The organism is Pseudomonas borbori (assembly GCF_900115555.1).
Lineage (GTDB): Bacteria > Pseudomonadota > Gammaproteobacteria > Pseudomonadales > Pseudomonadaceae > Aquipseudomonas > Aquipseudomonas borbori.
This window is the reverse complement of record NZ_FOWX01000004.1, coordinates 55,098-71,400: the sequence shown is the minus strand read 5'-3', so window position 1 is coordinate 71,400 and position 16,303 is coordinate 55,098. Positions and strand designations below refer to the sequence as shown.

Here is a 16,303-nt window from a genome sequence, read left to right as displayed (position 1 = left end):
TTATCGCCATGCCCGATTACCGCTCGAAAACCTCCACCCACGGCCGCAACATGGCCGGCGCCCGCGCCCTATGGCGCGCCACCGGGATGAAGGACGAGGACTTCAAGAAACCGATCATCGCCATCGCCAACTCCTTCACCCAGTTCGTGCCCGGCCACGTGCACCTGAAGGACATGGGCCAGCTGGTCGCCCGCGAAATCGAGAAAGCCGGCGGCGTGGCCAAGGAATTCAACACCATCGCGGTCGACGACGGCATCGCCATGGGCCACGACGGCATGCTCTATTCGCTGCCGAGCCGCGAGATCATCGCCGACTCGGTCGAGTACATGGTCAACGCCCACTGCGCCGACGCCATCGTCTGCATCAGCAACTGCGACAAGATCACCCCCGGCATGCTGATGGCCGCCCTGCGCCTGAACATCCCGGTGATCTTCGTCTCCGGCGGGCCGATGGAAGCCGGCAAGACCAAGCTGGCCAGCCACGGCCTGGACCTGGTCGACGCCATGGTGATCGCCGCCGACGACTCGGCCAGCGACGAGAAGGTCGCCGAGTACGAGCGCAGCGCCTGCCCGACCTGCGGCAGCTGCTCCGGCATGTTCACCGCCAACTCGATGAACTGCCTGATGGAAGCCTTAGGCCTGGCCCTGCCCGGCAACGGCTCGACCCTGGCCACCCACAGCGACCGCGAACAGCTGTTCCTGCAGGCCGGGCGCACCGCGGTGGAGCTGTGCAAACGCTATTACCAGGACAACGATGCCTCGGTGCTGCCGCGCAACGTCGCCAACTTCAAGGCGTTCGAAAACGCCATGAGCCTGGACATCGCCATGGGCGGTTCGACCAACACCATCCTGCACCTGCTGGCCGCCGCCCAGGAAGCCGAGATCGACTTCGACCTGCGCGACATCGATCGCCTGTCGCGCAAGGTGCCGCAGCTGTGCAAGGTCGCGCCGAACATCCAGAAGTACCATATGGAAGACGTGCACCGCGCCGGCGGCATCTTCAGCATCCTCGGTTCCCTGGCTAGAGGCGGCCTGCTGCACACCGACCTGCCGACCGTGCACAGCAAGAGCATGAGCGAAGCCATCGCCAAATGGGACATCACCCAGACCGACGATGAGGCCGTGCACACCTTCTTCCGCGCAGGCCCGGCCGGCATCCCGACCCAGACCGCGTTCAGCCAGAGCACCCGCTGGGATACGGTCGACGACGACCGCGAGAACGGCTGCATCCGCAGCGTCGAGCATGCGTACTCGCAAGAAGGCGGCCTGGCCGTGCTCTACGGCAATATCGCCGTCGACGGCTGCGTGGTGAAGACGGCGGGCGTGGATGAGTCCATCCATATCTTCGAAGGCAACGCGAAGATCTTCGAAAGCCAGGACAGCGCGGTACGCGGCATCCTCAACGACGAAGTGCAGGCAGGCGATATCGTCATCATTCGCTACGAAGGCCCGAAAGGCGGCCCGGGCATGCAGGAAATGCTCTACCCGACCTCGTATCTGAAGTCCAAGGGCCTGGGCAAGGCCTGCGCCCTGCTCACCGACGGTCGCTTCTCCGGCGGCACCTCGGGCCTGTCGATCGGCCACGCCTCGCCGGAAGCGGCCGCGGGCGGTGCCATCGGCCTGGTGCGCGAAGGCGACAAGATCCTGATCAATATCCACGAGCGCACCATCAACCTGCTGGTCAGCGACGAGGAAATCGCCCATCGCCGCCACGAGCAGGACAAGCAGGGCTGGAAGCCGGTAGAACACCGCCCACGCAAGGTCACCACCGCGCTCAAGGCCTACGCCCTGCTCGCCACCAGCGCCGACAAGGGCGCGGTACGCGACAAGGCCCTGCTGGAAAAACTGGTGCCCTGAGCACCGCACAACGCAGAAGCCCGGCCTTGCGCCGGGCTTTTGCGTTTTACCGGTCAAATTCCGTAGGGTGCGCCGCGCGCACCACCCATCCACACCGATACCGCTACCTGGTCCGGGGTTAGGCCGCGAGACAACCCGCTAGAACGCGCGAAACTCCTCGTGGCAGGCCTTGCAGCCGTCCTCGACGCGCTGCACGGGCGCGACCAGCTCGGCGCTTTGCAGCGGGCGGGCGGCGGTCGCGGCGACCAGCGCGGCAGTGCCTGCCTCGAGTTCGCGGGCAAGTTGCTGAAAACGCTCCTGGCGCTGCCAGACTTCATCCTTGGCGCGGCTCTCACCGCCCTCCTCCCGGACCTGGGGAAAGTGCTGCCAGGGCGTGCGGGTCAATCGATCGAGTTCGGCCGCACCGCTGACGAAACCTTCCTCCTTGAAGGCAATCCGCCCACGCAACATGCCGCCGAGGTCTTCGCTGACCTTGAGCATCTGCTTGAAGATGGCCTGGCGCTGGCCCTGCGGTGAGTTCGGGTCGACACCCCCGCAGGCAGTCAGGGTCAGGGCAAGCACAACGAGGAACAGGCTTTTCAGCTTCATAACACCTTCACGGCAAACAGCTTGGGCTAAGGGAACGGCCGACAGTATCGCCATCCATTGCCAGCGGGCCAAGCGTGGTATGTCGCCGCAGCGATCAACGGCTCAAGCCGAGACCACGAACAGGCTGATGATCAGGCCCATGCCGACGAACCATACCAACGCACGCACAGGCGGCCAGGTGGGCGATGATCACCGCCGCGGCGAACGCCGGGGGGACTCAAGCGCAGCAATTCGATGGCAACTCGGCCAATCAGGCCGCCTGTTTTCCCTTGGCCAATGCCGCCGACGCGGCCAGCATCGCCCGCAGCAGCACCGCGCAGCCTGCGGCCAGGTCGGCCGGCGCGGCGTTCTCGATCTCGTTGTGACTGATGCCGCCCTCGCAGGGTACGAAGATCATTCCGGCCGGACCCAGCTCGGCGAGGAAGATCGCGTCATGCCCGGCGCCGCTGACGATGTCCATGTGCGACAGGCCCAGGCGCTGCACCGCGTCGCGTACCGCCTCGACACAGCCCGGGTCGAAATACAGCGGCGGGAAATCCGCGGTGGGAGTCAGCTCGAAGCTCAGGCCGTGCTGGGTGCAGGTCGCCTCGATCACCCCGCACACCTCTTTGATCATCGAATCCAGGCGCGCCGGCTCGAGGTGACGAAAATCCAGGGTCATGCGCACCTCGCCGGGGATCACGTTGCGCGAGCCCGGATAGGCCTGCAGACAACCGACCGTGCCGCAGGCATGCGGTTGATGCTCCAGCGCCACCCGGTTGACCGCGGCGACCACCGCCGCGGCGCCGACCAGGGCGTCCTTGCGCAGGTGCATCGGGGTCGGCCCGGCGTGGGCCTCGACGCCCTTGAGCGTCAGATCGAACCATTTCTGCCCGAGGGCGCCGAGCACCACGCCGATGGTCTTGTCCTGGTCCTCGAGGATCGGCCCCTGCTCGATATGCGCCTCGAAATAGGCGCCTACCGCATGCCCGCTGACCGCGCGGCTGCCGGCATAGCCGATAGCGTTCAATGCCTCGCCGACCGTGACGCCTTCGGCATCGCGCTTGGCCAGGGTTTCTTGCAAAGTGAATTTCTCGGCAAACACCCCCGAGCCCATCATGCAGGGGGCGAATCGCGAGCCCTCCTCGTTGGTCCAGACCACCACCTCCAGCGGCGCCTCGGTCTGCAGCCCCAGGTCATCGAGGGTGCGCAGCACCTCCAGGCCGGCGAGCACGCCGAAGCAGCCGTCGAATTTGCCGCCGGTGGGCTGGGTGTCGATATGGCTGCCGGTCATCACCGGCGGCAGCTCGGGGTTGCGCCCGGGACGGCGGGCGAAGATGTTGCCGACGCCGTCGACGCTCACCGTGCAGCCGGCCTCCTCGCACCAGCGCACGAACAGGTCGCGGGCCTGGCGATCGAGGTCGGTCAGGGCCAGGCGACAGACCCCGCCCTTGGCGGTAGCGCCGAACTTGGCCAGTTCCATCAGCGACTGCCACAGGCGCTCGCCGTCGATATGCGCTTGGCTGGATTGCAGGACGTTTTCTGCCGTGTTCATGCCGATTTCCTCGTTCTGTCATCTGTAACGCGCCCGCCGGAGATGGGCGAGTCTGCTGGACCGCATCGCGGGCATGGCCCGCTCCTACAGGTGCGTGCTGTCATTACTCGCGGCGCCTTGCCTCACACCGACGCCTTGGCCTCCAGCGCTTGCGTCCCACGCAGGCTGGCCAGGGCGAAATAGAGCAGGCCGCCGAGCAAGGAACCGGTGAACCAGCCGTAGTCATAGAACCAGCTGAAGGCATTGCTGCCGAGCGACAGCAGGGTCAGCGCCACCGGTACGGCGAAGGCGACGAAGCCCATCCAGTTCCACGCCGGATAGACGTCGTCGCGGTACAGGCCGGCGAGGTCGAGGCTCTGCTTCTTGATCAGGAAGTAGTCCACCACCATGATCCCGGCGATGGGTCCGAGCAGGCTCGAATAGCCGAGCAGCCAGTTGGAATAGACGCTTTCCAGACTCAGGTCGGAAACCAGCAGGCCGAGTTTCTTCAGCAGCTCATGACCCATCAGGCCGAGACCGATCAGGCCGGTGAGCAGCACCGCCTTGGTCCGATCGATCAGCTTGGGCGCAAGGTTCTGGAAATCGTTGGTCGGCGAGACGATGTTGGCCGCGGTGTTGGTCGACAGGGTCGCGACTATGATCAGCGCCATGGCCAGGGCCACCCAGCCGGGACTCTGGATATGGCCGATCAGGCTGACCGGGTCGGCCACGGTTTCACCAACCAGCGAGGCGGAGGCAGCGGTCATCACCACGCCCAGCGCTGCGAACAGGAACATGGTCAGCGGCAGGCCGAGGATCTGACCGATGATCTGGTCCTTCTGGCTCCTGGCGTAGCGGCTGAAGTCCGGGATGTTCAGCGACAGGGTGGCCCAGAAGCCGACCATGGCGGTCAGCCCGGCAAGGAAGTAGCCGGTGACGCTGGCGCCTTCCGGGCGTTTGGCCGGCTGCGCCAGCAACTCGCTCATCGACACATTGGGCAGCGCCCACACCAGCAGACCGGCACCGACCAGCACCAGCAGCGGCGCGGAGAGGGTTTCCAGCCACTTGATCGACTCGGCGCCGCGCAGCACGATCCACAGGTTGAGGGTCCAGAAGATCATGAAACCGATCACCTCGCCGCTGCCGCCCAGGCTCTTCCAGGGCTCGAAGATCGAGCCGAGCAGCAGGTGGATGGCCAGGCCGCCGAACATGGTCTGGATGCCGAACCAGCCGCAGGCGACCACCGCGCGGATCAGGCAGGGCACGTTGGAGCCGATCACGCCGAAGGAGGAACGCAGCAGCACCGGAAAGGGAATGCCGTACTTGGTGCCGGGGAAGGCGTTCAGGGTCAGCGGGATCAGCACCACGATATTGGCCAGCAGGATCGCCAGCAGCGCCTCGCCCACCGACAGGCCGAAGTAGGCGGTGAGCACGCCGCCGAGGGTGTAGGTGGGCACGCAGATCGACATGCCGACCCAGAGCGCGGTGATGTGCCACTTGTTCCAGGTGCGTTCCTGCACCTTGGTCGGGGCGATGTCGTGGTTGTAGCGCGGGCTGTCGAGTACGTCGCGGCCGGCGGCCAGTTCGTACAAGCCATCGCGCTCGGTCACTTGCGATCTGCTCTGCTGCATGGGGCCTCTCCAGGAATTGTTCTGTTTGTTCGCTCATCGGGATCAGCCGATGGCCGGAGTATGGGTGCCGCTCAGTGCCGGCCAACTCGCTAGCGGCGAGCATGCCGAAAACTGCGCGCGCCCACTCGAAAGCCTCGCCAACACAAGCTAACCAGCTGATATTCAACAGCTTTATAAAAGGGGGCAATCTCCTGCGGCGGTCTCGCCGGCTTGTCGGTGGCCGGCCGGGAAATCCTGCCAGCATAGTCAGGACTCAACCTGGTGCAAACAAGCCCTTTTCCAGCGACTGGCCCGGCTCGGGGTCCGCGTTCAACCGGCTGATTTTCCATAGGGAATCTTGACCATATTTGGTTCTTGTCAAGTGCGTCAAAATGGTGAGACTTTGCACGTTTTTCTTATTTTTATTTTTTTATGTTTATTTTCAATAAGTTATAAACAAAAAATGGCGCTAAAAAATATTCTTGATCAATCACAAAACAGCAACTAGATTCAATTCCTGTCAGGCATGACAGGAATACAAACCGCTTGCCTGGCAGGCCATAACACCAAGAACCGGCACGCACCGGTCAGCCTGAGAGGAATCCGCCATGTCGCTGTTGATCCGTGGTGCCACCCTGGTCACCCATGAGGAAAGCTACCGCGCCGACCTGCTCTGCGCGAACGGTCTGATCCAGGCCATTGGCGCCAACCTCGACGCTCCGCCCGGCTGCCAGCTGCTAGACGGCAGCGGCCAGTACCTGATGCCCGGCGGCATCGACCCGCACACCCACATGCAGCTGCCGTTCATGGGCACAGTGGCCAGCGAGGACTTCTTCAGCGGCACCGCCGCGGGCCTGGCCGGCGGCACCACCTCGATCATCGACTTCGTCATCCCCAACCCGCAGCAGTCGCTGCTCGACGCCTTCCATACCTGGCGCGGCTGGGCGGAGAAATCCGCCACCGACTACGGCTTCCACGTCGCCATCACCTGGTGGAGCGAGCAGGTCGCCGCCGAGATGGGCGAGCTGGTGGGCAAGCACGGGGTCAACAGCTTCAAGCACTTCATGGCCTACAAGAACGCCATCATGGCCGCCGACGACACCCTGGTGGCCAGCTTCGAGCGCTGCCTGCAGCTGGGCGCGGTGCCCACCGTGCATGCGGAAAACGGCGAGCTGGTCTACCACCTGCAGCACAAACTGCTGGCCCAGGGCATGACCGGGCCGGAAGCGCACCCGTTGTCGCGGCCCTCGCAGGTCGAGGGCGAGGCCGCCAGCCGCGCCATCCGCATCGCCGAAACCCTGGGCACACCGTTGTACCTGGTGCATGTCTCGACCCAGGACGCCCTGGACGAAATCAGCTACGCCCGGGCCAAGGGCCAGCCGGTGTACGGCGAAGTACTGGCCGGCCATCTGCTGCTCGACGACAGCGTCTACCGCCACCCGGACTGGCAGACCGCAGCCGGCTACGTGATGAGCCCGCCGTTCCGCCCGCGCGGGCATCAGGACGCACTCTGGCGTGGCCTGCAATCGGGCAACCTGCACACCACCGCCACCGACCACTGCTGCTTCTGCGCCGATCAGAAAGCCGCCGGCCGCGACGACTTCAGCAAGATCCCCAACGGCACGGCAGGAATCGAGGACCGCATGGCGGTGCTCTGGGACGAAGGGGTCAACAGCGGGCGGCTGTCGATGAATGACTTCGTCGCCCTGACCAGCACCAACGCGGCGAAGATCTTCAACCTGTTCCCGCGCAAGGGTGCGCTACGGGTCGGCGCCGATGCCGACCTGGTGCTCTGGGACCCGCAGGGCACGCGAACCATCTCGGCCAAAACCCATCACCAGCAGGTCGACTTCAACATCTTCGAAGGTAAGACCGTGCGCGGCGTGCCCAGCCATACCATCAGCCAGGGCAAGCTGGCCTGGGCCGATGGCGAGCTGCGCGCCGAGCGCGGTGCCGGCCGCTATGTCGAGCGCCCGGCCTATCCGGCGGTGTTCGACCTGCTGAGCAAGCGCGCCGAGCTGAACCGGCCGACGCCGGTCAGTCGCTGACCCTGATCCTTGGCCCCGTGGGAGGGGCTTCAGCCGCGACAGATCCTGAGCTATCGACATTTTTCGCGGCTAAAGCGGAACGCCGCCCGGCCCCTCCCACACAAAATCATTCGCCGCACCGACCCGCCGAGGCCGGACGGCCGCTGATCCACTGTCAACTGCCCGAATAAAAGCCACAAGACCGTGAGGCAATTACCGTGATAGACACCCTCAGCCACCTGCCGCGCCCGCATGCCGGGGCGGTCGAACTGGCCGATCGCTTCGGCGATCTGGCCCCGCCGCTCACTGCCCGCCAGGCCGCCCTGGAAAGCGCGCGCTGCCTGTACTGCTACGACGCGCCCTGCGTCAACGCCTGCCCGAGCGAGATCGACATCCCCTCGTTTATCCGCAGCATCCAGCAGGAGAATGTCCAGGGCGCGGCGCAGACCATCCTCTCGGCCAATATCCTCGGCGGCAGCTGCGCCCGGGTCTGCCCCACCGAGGTCCTCTGCCAGCAGGCCTGCGTGCGCAACAACGCCGAGGAGTGCGCGCCGGTGCTGATCGGCCTGCTGCAGCGCCATGCCATCGACAATGCGCAGTTCGGCGAGCACCCGTTCCAGCGCGCGCCGGCCAGCGGCAAGCGCATCGCCGTGGTCGGTGCCGGCCCGGCCGGCCTGTCCTGCGCCCATCGTCTGGCCCTGTATGGTCATGAGGTGGTGATCTTCGAGGCCCGCGAGAAGGCCGGCGGCCTCAACGAATACGGCATTGCCGCCTACAAATTGGTGGACGACTTCGCCCAGCGCGAGGTGGAGTTCCTCCTGCAGATCGGCGGCATCGAGATCCGCCACGGCCACAGGCTGGGCGTCGAGCTGAGCCTGAGCCTGCTGCGACAGCAGTTCGACGCGGTGTTCCTCGCCATCGGCCTGGCCGCCAGCAAGCGCCTCGGCCTGGCCGACGAGCAGGCGCCAGGACTGCTCGCCGCCACCGACTATATCCGCGAGCTGCGCCAGGCGGACGACCTCAGCCAATTGCCGCTGGCCGAGCGCTGCATCGTCCTCGGTGCCGGCAACACCGCCATCGACATGGCGGTGCAGATGAGCAAGCTCGGCGCCCACGACGTCAACCTGGTCTATCGCCGCGGCTTCGCGGAAATGGGCGCCACCGAGCACGAGCAGGCCATCGCCAAGGCCAACCAGGTGCGCCTGCTGACCTGGGCACAGCCACAAGAGGTGCTGCTCGACGACCAGGGCCGGGTGCGCGGCATGCGCTTCGCCCGCACCCAGCAGGTCGACGGCCGCCTGCAGTCAACCGGCGAGAGCTTCGAGCTGACCGCCGACGCCATCTTCAGCGCCATCGGCCAGGCCTTCGACGCCAGTGCCCTGGTCGACCCGCTGGCCCGTGAACTCAAGCGCGAGGGCGAGCGCATCTGGGTCGACGCGACTCTGCGCACCAGCCTGCCCGGCGTCTACGCCGGCGGCGACTGCACGGCGCTGGGCCAGGACCTCACCGTACAGGCCGTGCAGCACGGCAAGCTGGCCGCCGAGGCCATCCACTCCCACCTCATGTCCAACGTGGAGGCCGCATAAATGGCCGATCTCTCCATCGAATTCGCCGGAATCAAGGCACCCAACCCGTTCTGGCTGGCCAGCGCGCCGCCCACCGACAAGGCCTACAACGTGGTCCGCGCCTTCGAGGCCGGCTGGGGCGGGGTGGTCTGGAAGACCCTCGGCGAGGACCCGGCGGCGGTCAACGTGTCGTCGCGCTACTCGGCGCACTTCGGCGCCAACCGCGAGGTGCTCGGCTTCAACAATATCGAACTGATCACCGACCGCTCGCTGGAAATCAACCTGCGCGAGATCACCCAGGTGAAGCAGGCCTGGCCGGACCGCGCGCTTATCGTCTCCTTGATGGTGCCCTGCGTCGAGGAGTCCTGGAAAACCATACTGCCGCTGGTGGCCGCCACCGGTTGCGACGGCATCGAGCTGAACTTCGGCTGCCCCCACGGCATGCCCGAACGCGGCATGGGCGCGGCGGTCGGCCAGGTGCCGGAATACGTCGAGCGGGTCACCCGCTGGTGCAAGACCTACAGCTCGCTGCCGGTGATCGTCAAACTCACGCCGAACATCACCGACATCCGCACCGCCGCCCGCGCCGCCTATCGCGGCGGCGCCGATGCGGTGTCGCTGATCAACACCATCAACTCGATCACCAGCGTCGACCTCGAGCGCATGGTCGCCAACCCCATCGTCGGCAGCCAGAGCACCCACGGCGGCTACTGCGGCTCGGCGGTCAAGCCGATCGCCCTGAACATGGTCGCCGAGATCGCCCGCGACCCCGAGACCCGCGGCCTGCCGATCTGCGGCATCGGCGGCATCGGCAGCTGGCGCGACGCCGCCGAGTTCGTGGCGCTGGGCTGCGGCGCAGTGCAGGTATGCACCGCCGCCATGCTGCACGGCTTTCGCATCGTCGAGCAGATGCAGGACGGCCTGTCGCGCTGGATGGACAGCCAGGGCTACCAGCGCCTGGCGGACTTCTCCGGCAAGGCGGTGGGCAACACCACCGACTGGAAGTACCTGGACATCAACTACCAGGTGATCGCCCGGATCGACCAGGACGCCTGCATCGGTTGCGGCCGCTGCCACATCGCCTGCGAAGACACCTCGCACCAGGCCATCGCCAGCCTGGCCCAGGCCGACGGCACGCACAGGTACGAGGTAATCGACGAAGAATGCGTGGGCTGCAACCTGTGCCAGATCACCTGCCCGGTGCAGGACTGCATCGAGATGCTGGCGCAGGACAACGGCAAGCCGTTCCTCGACTGGCAGCACGATCCGCGCAACCCCTACCGCATAGCGGGTTAATGCGACGCCGGTCGGCCGCCCTACCGTAGGGCGCGCTGTGCGCACCAGGATTCTTGCGGGCATCCTGGTGCGCACAGCCTAGGCGGCCCCGCGCACCCTACATTCAAACCGCAGCCAAGGTGTTTAAGGCTCCAGCCCGATCCCGCGCAAGATCACGCCGGTCACCGTCTGTAACGCCCGCTCGAACTGCATATCCGACAGCGCCTGGTGATCATTGAGGATCGCCACCTGGTGGCTGAAGTCTGCGTAGTGCTGGGTCGAGGCCCAGATCATATAGAGCAATGCGGACGGCTCCACTGCCAGGATGCGCTTGTCGTCCACCCACTGGCGGATCTTCGCTTCCTTCATCTTCGCCCAGTTGTACAGGCTGTCATCCAGGCTCGCGCCGAGCATGGGCGCACCGTGGATGATCTCGTCGGCCCAGACCTTGGAACCATGGGCGCGGCTGCGCGAGTGGTTCATCTTGGCGCGGATGTAGCTGCTCAGCACCACCCGCGGATCGTCGTACATCTCGAAGCACAGCGCGTCCTGCTTCCACACCTCGAGCAGGCCGAGCAGCACCGCGCGGTAGAGGTCGTCCTTGGTGTTGAAGTAATAGTGCAGGTTGGAACGCGGCAGCCCGGCCTGTTCGGCGATATCGGCCATGGCGGTGCCGGCATAGCCCTTCTCGGCGAAGACCTGCTCGGCGGCCAGAAGGATTTTGTCGACGTTGCGCCGACGAATCTCGCTCTTGTGATTGCCCATGTTCGGTCCATTGCGGCGGAATGAGCCAAGGCTACCACCCACGTCCATCGCGGGCGACGGAAAGCCTTGGGCTTGGCGCCCGGCATCGCTATAATCGCCGGGTTTCACTCGACCGGCACGGCCCGGTCGCTCCCGCCACCTGTCCGAGGGGCGCTGCAGCAAACCCTGCCCACAGGGTTTTGTCAGGCTCGGATGGGGCGTTAACCATACGCATCAACGGCGCCCATTCGACGCAAACGAATGGAGAACTCATTATGAGCGCTGTACTGACGCCTGCCGGTTTCAATGACTTCAAGGTCGCCGACATTTCCCTGGCCGCCTGGGGCCGCCGCGAGATCATCATCGCCGAATCGGAAATGCCCGCCCTGATGGGCATGCGCCGCAAGTATGCCGCCGAGCAACCGCTCAAGGGCGCGAAGATCATCGGCTGCATCCACATGACCATCCAGACCGCCGTGCTGATCGAGACCCTGATCGCCCTGGGCGCCGAAGTGCGCTGGTCGAGCTGCAACATCTTCTCCACCCAGGACCAGGCCGCCGCCGCCATCGCCGCCGCCGGCATCCCGGTATTCGCCTGGAAGGGCGAGACCGAAGCCGAGTACGAGTGGTGCATCGAGCAGACCATCCTGACCGGCGGCCAGCCGTGGGACGCCAACATGATCCTCGACGACGGCGGCGACCTGACCCAGATCATCCACGAGCGCTACCCGGCGATGCTCGACAAGATCCACGGTATCACCGAGGAAACCACTACCGGCGTGCACCGCCTGCTCGACATGCTCAAGGCCGGCACCCTGAAAGTCCCGGCGATCAACGTCAACGACTCGGTGACCAAGAGCAAGAACGACAACAAATACGGCTGCCGTCACAGCCTCAACGACGCGATCAAGCGCGGCACCGACCACCTGCTGTCCGGCAAGCAGGCGCTGGTGATCGGCTACGGCGACGTGGGCAAGGGCTCGGCACAATCGCTGCGCCAGGAAGGCATGATCGTCAAGGTCAGCGAAGTCGACCCGATCTGCGCCATGCAGGCCTGCATGGACGGTTTCGAGCTGGTCTCGCCGTTCAAGGACGGCGTGAACGACGGCACCGAGGCCAGCGTCGACGCGGCCCTGCTGGGCAGGATCGACCTGATCGTGACCACTACCGGCAACGTCAACGTCTGTGACGCGAACATGCTCAAGGCGCTGAAGAAGCGCGCCGTGGTGTGCAACATCGGCCACTTCGACAATGAAATCGACACCGCCTTCATGCGCAAGCACTGGGCCTGGGAAGAGGTCAAGCCGCAGGTGCACAAGATCCACCGCACCGGTAAGGATCTCGATCCGCTTAACGACGACTACCTGATCCTGCTGGCCGAAGGCCGCCTGGTCAACCTGGGCAACGCCACCGGCCACCCGAGCCGGATCATGGACGGCTCCTTCGCCAACCAGGTGCTGGCGCAGATCTTCCTGTTCGGCCAGAAGTTCGCCGAGCTGCCCGCCGCGCAGAAGGCCGCACGCCTGTGCGTGGAAGTGCTGCCGAAGAAGCTCGACGAGGAAGTGGCGCTGGAAATGGTCAAGGGCTTCGGCGGCGTGGTCACCCAGTTGACCAAGCAGCAGGCCGAGTACATCGGCGTCACCCAGGAAGGCCCGTTCAAGCCGGACGCCTATCGTTACTAAATAGACAGCAGGGTGGGTCGGGCCGCGCAGAAACCTTAGTGAGCCTTGGCTCAATGGCTTGCGGCGCTAACCCACCCTACGAATGTGGAAACTCTTTATGAGCCAAGAACACCGTTACAGCTTCGAGTTCTTCCCTGCCAAGACCGAAGCCGGGCATGAAAAACTGTTGAACACCGCACGCCAGCTGGCCGCCTACCAGCCGGACTTCTTCTCCTGCACCTACGGCGCCGGCGGTTCGACCCGCGACCGCACCCTGAATACCGTGCTGCAGCTGAACAACGAGGTAGGCGTGAGCACCGCGCCGCACCTGTCCTGCGTCGGCGACTCCAAGGCCGAATTGCGCGAGCTGCTGAACATCTACAAGGATGCCGGAATCCAGCGCATCGTCGCCCTGCGCGGCGACCTGCCGTCCGGCATGGGCATGGCCAGCGGCGAGCTGCGCTACGCCAACGAACTGGTCAGCTTTATCCGCGCAGAGACCGGCGATCACTTCCACATCGAAATCGCCGCCTACCCGGAGATGCATCCGCAGGCGCGCAACTTCGAGGACGACATCGCCAATTTCGTGCGCAAGGCCAAGGCCGGCGCCAGCAGCGCGATCACCCAGTACTTCTTCAACGCCGACAGCTACTTCTACTTCGTCGAACGGATACGCAAGCTGGGCGTGGATATCCCGGTGGTGCCGGGCATCATGCCGATCACCAACTACAGCAAGCTGGCGCGCTTCTCCGACGCCTGCGGCGCCGAGATCCCGCGCTGGGTACGCAAGCAGCTGGAAGCTTACGGCGACGACAGCGACAGCATCCGCGCCTACGGCGAACAGGTGATCAGCGAGATGTGCGAACGCCTGCTGCAAGGCGGCGCACCGGGTCTGCACTTCTACAGCATGAACCTGGCGGAACCGAGCCTGGCGATCTGGAACAACCTCAAGCTACCCCGCTAGCAGCTGCCGCGCGATGCCCGAGGCCGCGCCCGCCACCGGCGGGTAGCGGCCCTGGCCGATCCGCAGCGGTCACCGGATGCCGGAAACTGCACCCTTTCGGGCAGCCCAACGCCTCGACTCGACCGCACAATCGGCCAGGCCCGGCTTGCGCGGCCACACAACCATGGAGCGCCGCAATGGTCGCAAGAAAAACCACCAACGCCACCGTCACCCCCAAAGGCAGCCTGGAGACCCTGTCGCAGCGCGAAGTCCAGCAACTGCGCGAGACCGGCTCCGGCAGCGTCTACGCACTGTTCCGCCAGTGCGCCCTGGCAATTCTGAACACCGGCTCGCACAGCGACAACGCCAAGACCATCCTGGAGGCCTACCCGGATTTCGAGATCCGCATCCTGCAACAGGATCGCGGCATTCGCCTGGAGCTGTTCAACGCCCCCGCCGATGCCTTTGTCGACGGCGAGATGATTGCCAGCACCCGGGAAATGCTGTTCAGCGCGCTGCGCGATATCGTCTACACGCAGAGCGAGCTGGAAAACAAGCGGGTGGATTTCAACAGTTCCAAGGGCATCACCGACTACGTCTTTCACCTGCTGCGCAACGCCCGCACCCTGCGCGCCGGCGTCGAGCCGAAAATCGTGGTGTGCTGGGGCGGCCACTCGATCAGCACCGAAGAGTACAAATACACCAAGGTGGTCGGCCATGAACTGGGCCTGCGCGGCCTGGATATCTGCACCGGCTGCGGTCCCGGCGTGATGAAGGGGCCGATGAAGGGCGCGACCATCTCCCACGCCAAGCAGCGCAATGTCGGCGGACGCTACCTGGGCCTGACCGAACCGGGCATCATCGCCGCCGAAGCGCCCAACCCGATCGTCAACGAACTGGTGATCCTGCCGGATATCGAAAAGCGCCTGGAGGCCTTTGTCCGCGTCGGCCACGGCATCATCATCTTCCCCGGCGGCGCCGGCACCGCCGAAGAGCTGCTGTATCTGCTCGGCATCCTCATGCACCCGGACAATCGCGACCTGCCCTTCCCGCTGATCATGACCGGGCCGAAGAAAGCCACGCCCTACCTCGAGCAGCTGCATGAATTCATTGGCGCCACCCTGGGCGCCGAGGCGCAGCAGCGCTGCAAGATCATCATCAATGACCCGGGCCAGGTGGCCCGAGAAATGGCGCAAGGCATCCATGAGGTCACCCAGTACCGGCGCAAGCAGAATGACGCCTTCCACTTCAACTGGCTGCTGACCATCGACGAGAGCTTCCAGCACCCCTTCGAGCCCACCCACGAAAACATGGCCAGCCTCAAACTGACCCGCAATCAGCCGGTGCATGAACTGGCAGCGCATTTGCGCCGGGCGTTCTCGGGTATTGTCGCCGGCAACGTCAAGGACAAGGGTATCCGCCGGATTGAACAACACGGCCCCTACGAGATCATCGGCGACCGGGACATCATGCTGCCGCTGGATCGCCTGCTGCAGGCCTTCGTCGACCAGCATCGAATGAAGCTGCCGGGCAACACGGCCTATGTGCCCTGCTACAAACTGGCGACCTGAGCAGGTGCGGCGCGCTTTCCCCGGAAGGCGCGCTGAATCCTGCGCGCATGAAGTCGCCACGAGAATTAGACCAACGGGGTACTTTGCAGCGCCGTGCCGCCCGCGTAATCTGGCGCAATGCCATTATTACAGCGCCAATTAATCGCCGCCCTACTGTTCGCCTGCCTGGGTCTCGCAGCCCAGGCTCAGCCGCTGCGCATCGTCAGCGAAGCCTGGCCGCCCTATATCCATGACGACAACGGCGTACTGCGCGGCCTCGATTACGAAGCCGCGCACACCGTCCTGCAACGCCTGGGCGTCGAGGTCGAATGGCAACTGCTGCCGTGGCGGCGCTGCCTGTTGGCCATGGAGCAGGGCCAGGCCGACGGCATCCTGGGCATCTTCCGCACCCCGGAGCGCGAAGCCGCGATGCTGTTTCCCCACGAGCCGCTGTCACAGGTCGAGTTCGTGCTGTTCTACGCCAGGGCCAACCCCTATCCATTCCACAGCCTCGTCGATCTGCGCGGGCTGAAAATCGGTGTCTCCGCCGGCTACTGGTACAGCAACCGGGCCTTTCGCGAGTCCGCACTGTTCGCCCGCGAGCCGGCCCCCAGCCATGTAGCCAACTTCGGCAAACTGGTGCGCAAACGGGTCGACCTGGTGATCAACGACCGCCGTAGCGGCCACTTTGCCCTGGCCCAGGCCGGCCTGGACAACCAGGTCCGCCAGCACCCCCGGGTTATCAGTCGCGACCGGATGTACCTGGGGCTGCGCCGCACTGCCGGGCATGCGCAACTGGCCCGGCGCTTCGCCAGCGAATTGCGCCGTTTCAAGCGCGAGCCTGCCTATGCGGCCCTGCAGGCGCGCTACAACGATCCGGCCCCGAGCACGCCGGCTAACCATTAAGCAGGCGAACGCTGCACAAGGGCATTGCTCTGTTATACTCCGGCCTTCCCGCCAGGCTTGCGCCC

General features: G+C 65.1%; 12 protein-coding genes, 1 pseudogene and 1 riboswitch. Of the genes and pseudogenes, 8 read left to right on the top strand and 5 right to left on the bottom strand.

Annotated elements, in window-relative coordinates; translation table 11 throughout:
• Positions 1-8 precede the first annotated feature (8 nt).
• Complete coding sequence (gene ilvD, locus BM315_RS04055; RefSeq protein ID WP_090498074.1) at positions 9-1,856, top strand: dihydroxy-acid dehydratase; 1,848 nt, start codon at positions 9-11, stop codon at positions 1,854-1,856.
• 138 nt (positions 1,857-1,994) lie between these two features.
• On the opposite strand, the gene BM315_RS04050 is transcribed toward ilvD, so the two are convergent.
• The 4 genes and pseudogenes from BM315_RS04050 to BM315_RS04040 all read right to left on the bottom strand — a co-directional run bounded on the left by BM315_RS04050 (position 1,995) and on the right by BM315_RS04040 (position 5,588).
• A complete protein-coding gene (locus tag BM315_RS04050) occupies positions 1,995-2,444 on the bottom strand; it encodes a c-type cytochrome (protein ID WP_090498072.1) in 450 nt (149 codons plus the stop codon).
• Positions 2,445-2,546: 102 nt separating this feature from the next.
• Positions 2,547-2,661 (bottom strand): annotated as a pseudogene (locus BM315_RS25380) (MAPEG family protein); the annotation flags it as partial.
• A 33-nt stretch (positions 2,662-2,694) separates the two neighbouring features.
• Positions 2,695-3,978 carry a Zn-dependent hydrolase gene (locus BM315_RS04045; protein ID WP_090498070.1) on the bottom strand — a complete coding sequence of 428 codons (1,284 nt, stop codon included), beginning with the start codon at positions 3,976-3,978 and terminating at the stop codon, positions 2,695-2,697.
• A gap of 122 nt (positions 3,979-4,100) precedes the next feature.
• Entirely contained in the window at positions 4,101-5,588 is a 1,488-nt protein-coding gene (locus tag BM315_RS04040; RefSeq protein WP_090498068.1) for an NCS1 family nucleobase:cation symporter-1, read from the bottom strand.
• A gap of 587 nt (positions 5,589-6,175) precedes the next feature.
• Between BM315_RS04040 and hydA the strand changes: the two genes are divergently transcribed.
• From hydA to preA, 3 genes are all read left to right on the top strand, one after another.
• The gene (hydA, locus tag BM315_RS04035; RefSeq protein ID WP_090498066.1) at positions 6,176-7,615 is read left to right on the top strand and encodes a dihydropyrimidinase; all 1,440 of its coding nucleotides are present in this window, start codon (positions 6,176-6,178) and stop codon (positions 7,613-7,615) included.
• A 197-nt stretch (positions 7,616-7,812) separates the two neighbouring features.
• On the top strand, positions 7,813-9,180 hold the full coding sequence (locus BM315_RS04030; RefSeq protein ID WP_090498064.1) for an NAD(P)-dependent oxidoreductase: 1,368 nt from the start codon (positions 7,813-7,815) through the stop codon (positions 9,178-9,180).
• A complete protein-coding gene (preA, locus tag BM315_RS04025; RefSeq protein ID WP_090498062.1) occupies positions 9,181-10,455 on the top strand; it encodes an NAD-dependent dihydropyrimidine dehydrogenase subunit PreA in 1,275 nt (424 codons plus the stop codon).
• A 123-nt stretch (positions 10,456-10,578) separates the two neighbouring features.
• On the opposite strand, the gene BM315_RS04020 is transcribed toward preA, so the two are convergent.
• Complete coding sequence (locus BM315_RS04020) at positions 10,579-11,199, bottom strand: TetR/AcrR family transcriptional regulator (RefSeq protein ID WP_090498059.1); 621 nt, start codon at positions 11,197-11,199, stop codon at positions 10,579-10,581.
• Between the two features lie 139 nt (positions 11,200-11,338).
• Positions 11,339-11,431, top strand: a riboswitch (S-adenosyl-L-homocysteine riboswitch).
• A 22-nt stretch (positions 11,432-11,453) separates the two neighbouring features.
• Here BM315_RS04020 and ahcY point away from each other — a divergent pair.
• From ahcY to BM315_RS04000, 4 genes are all read left to right on the top strand, one after another.
• Entirely contained in the window at positions 11,454-12,860 is a 1,407-nt protein-coding gene (gene ahcY / locus BM315_RS04015) for an adenosylhomocysteinase (RefSeq protein WP_090498057.1), read from the top strand.
• A 97-nt stretch (positions 12,861-12,957) separates the two neighbouring features.
• Entirely contained in the window at positions 12,958-13,803 is an 846-nt protein-coding gene (gene metF / locus BM315_RS04010) for a methylenetetrahydrofolate reductase [NAD(P)H] (protein WP_090498055.1), read from the top strand.
• Between the two features lie 176 nt (positions 13,804-13,979).
• On the top strand, positions 13,980-15,353 hold the full coding sequence (ppnN, locus tag BM315_RS04005) for a nucleotide 5'-monophosphate nucleosidase PpnN (RefSeq protein WP_090498054.1): 1,374 nt from the start codon (positions 13,980-13,982) through the stop codon (positions 15,351-15,353).
• 117 nt (positions 15,354-15,470) lie between these two features.
• Complete coding sequence (locus tag BM315_RS04000) at positions 15,471-16,238, top strand: substrate-binding periplasmic protein (RefSeq protein ID WP_090498052.1); 768 nt, start codon at positions 15,471-15,473, stop codon at positions 16,236-16,238.
• The last annotated feature ends 65 nt before the right edge of the window (positions 16,239-16,303 follow it).

What these genes read in the sequence shown, in the direction of transcription:
- ilvD (WP_090498074.1), top strand. Translation starts at nt 9, where the DNA reads ATGCCCGATTACCGCTCGAAAACCTCCACCCACGGCCGCAACATGGCC.
- BM315_RS04050 (WP_090498072.1), bottom strand. Translation starts at nt 2,444, where the DNA reads ATGAAGCTGAAAAGCCTGTTCCTCGTTGTGCTTGCCCTGACCCTGACT.
- BM315_RS04045 (WP_090498070.1), bottom strand. Translation starts at nt 3,978, where the DNA reads ATGAACACGGCAGAAAACGTCCTGCAATCCAGCCAAGCGCATATCGAC.
- BM315_RS04040 (WP_090498068.1), bottom strand. Translation starts at nt 5,588, where the DNA reads ATGCAGCAGAGCAGATCGCAAGTGACCGAGCGCGATGGCTTGTACGAA.
- hydA (WP_090498066.1), top strand. Translation starts at nt 6,176, where the DNA reads ATGTCGCTGTTGATCCGTGGTGCCACCCTGGTCACCCATGAGGAAAGC.
- preA (WP_090498062.1), top strand. Translation starts at nt 9,181, where the DNA reads ATGGCCGATCTCTCCATCGAATTCGCCGGAATCAAGGCACCCAACCCG.
- BM315_RS04020 (WP_090498059.1), bottom strand. Translation starts at nt 11,199, where the DNA reads ATGGGCAATCACAAGAGCGAGATTCGTCGGCGCAACGTCGACAAAATC.
- ahcY (WP_090498057.1), top strand. Translation starts at nt 11,454, where the DNA reads ATGAGCGCTGTACTGACGCCTGCCGGTTTCAATGACTTCAAGGTCGCC.
- metF (WP_090498055.1), top strand. Translation starts at nt 12,958, where the DNA reads ATGAGCCAAGAACACCGTTACAGCTTCGAGTTCTTCCCTGCCAAGACC.
- ppnN (WP_090498054.1), top strand. Translation starts at nt 13,980, where the DNA reads ATGGTCGCAAGAAAAACCACCAACGCCACCGTCACCCCCAAAGGCAGC.
- BM315_RS04000 (WP_090498052.1), top strand. Translation starts at nt 15,471, where the DNA reads ATGCCATTATTACAGCGCCAATTAATCGCCGCCCTACTGTTCGCCTGC.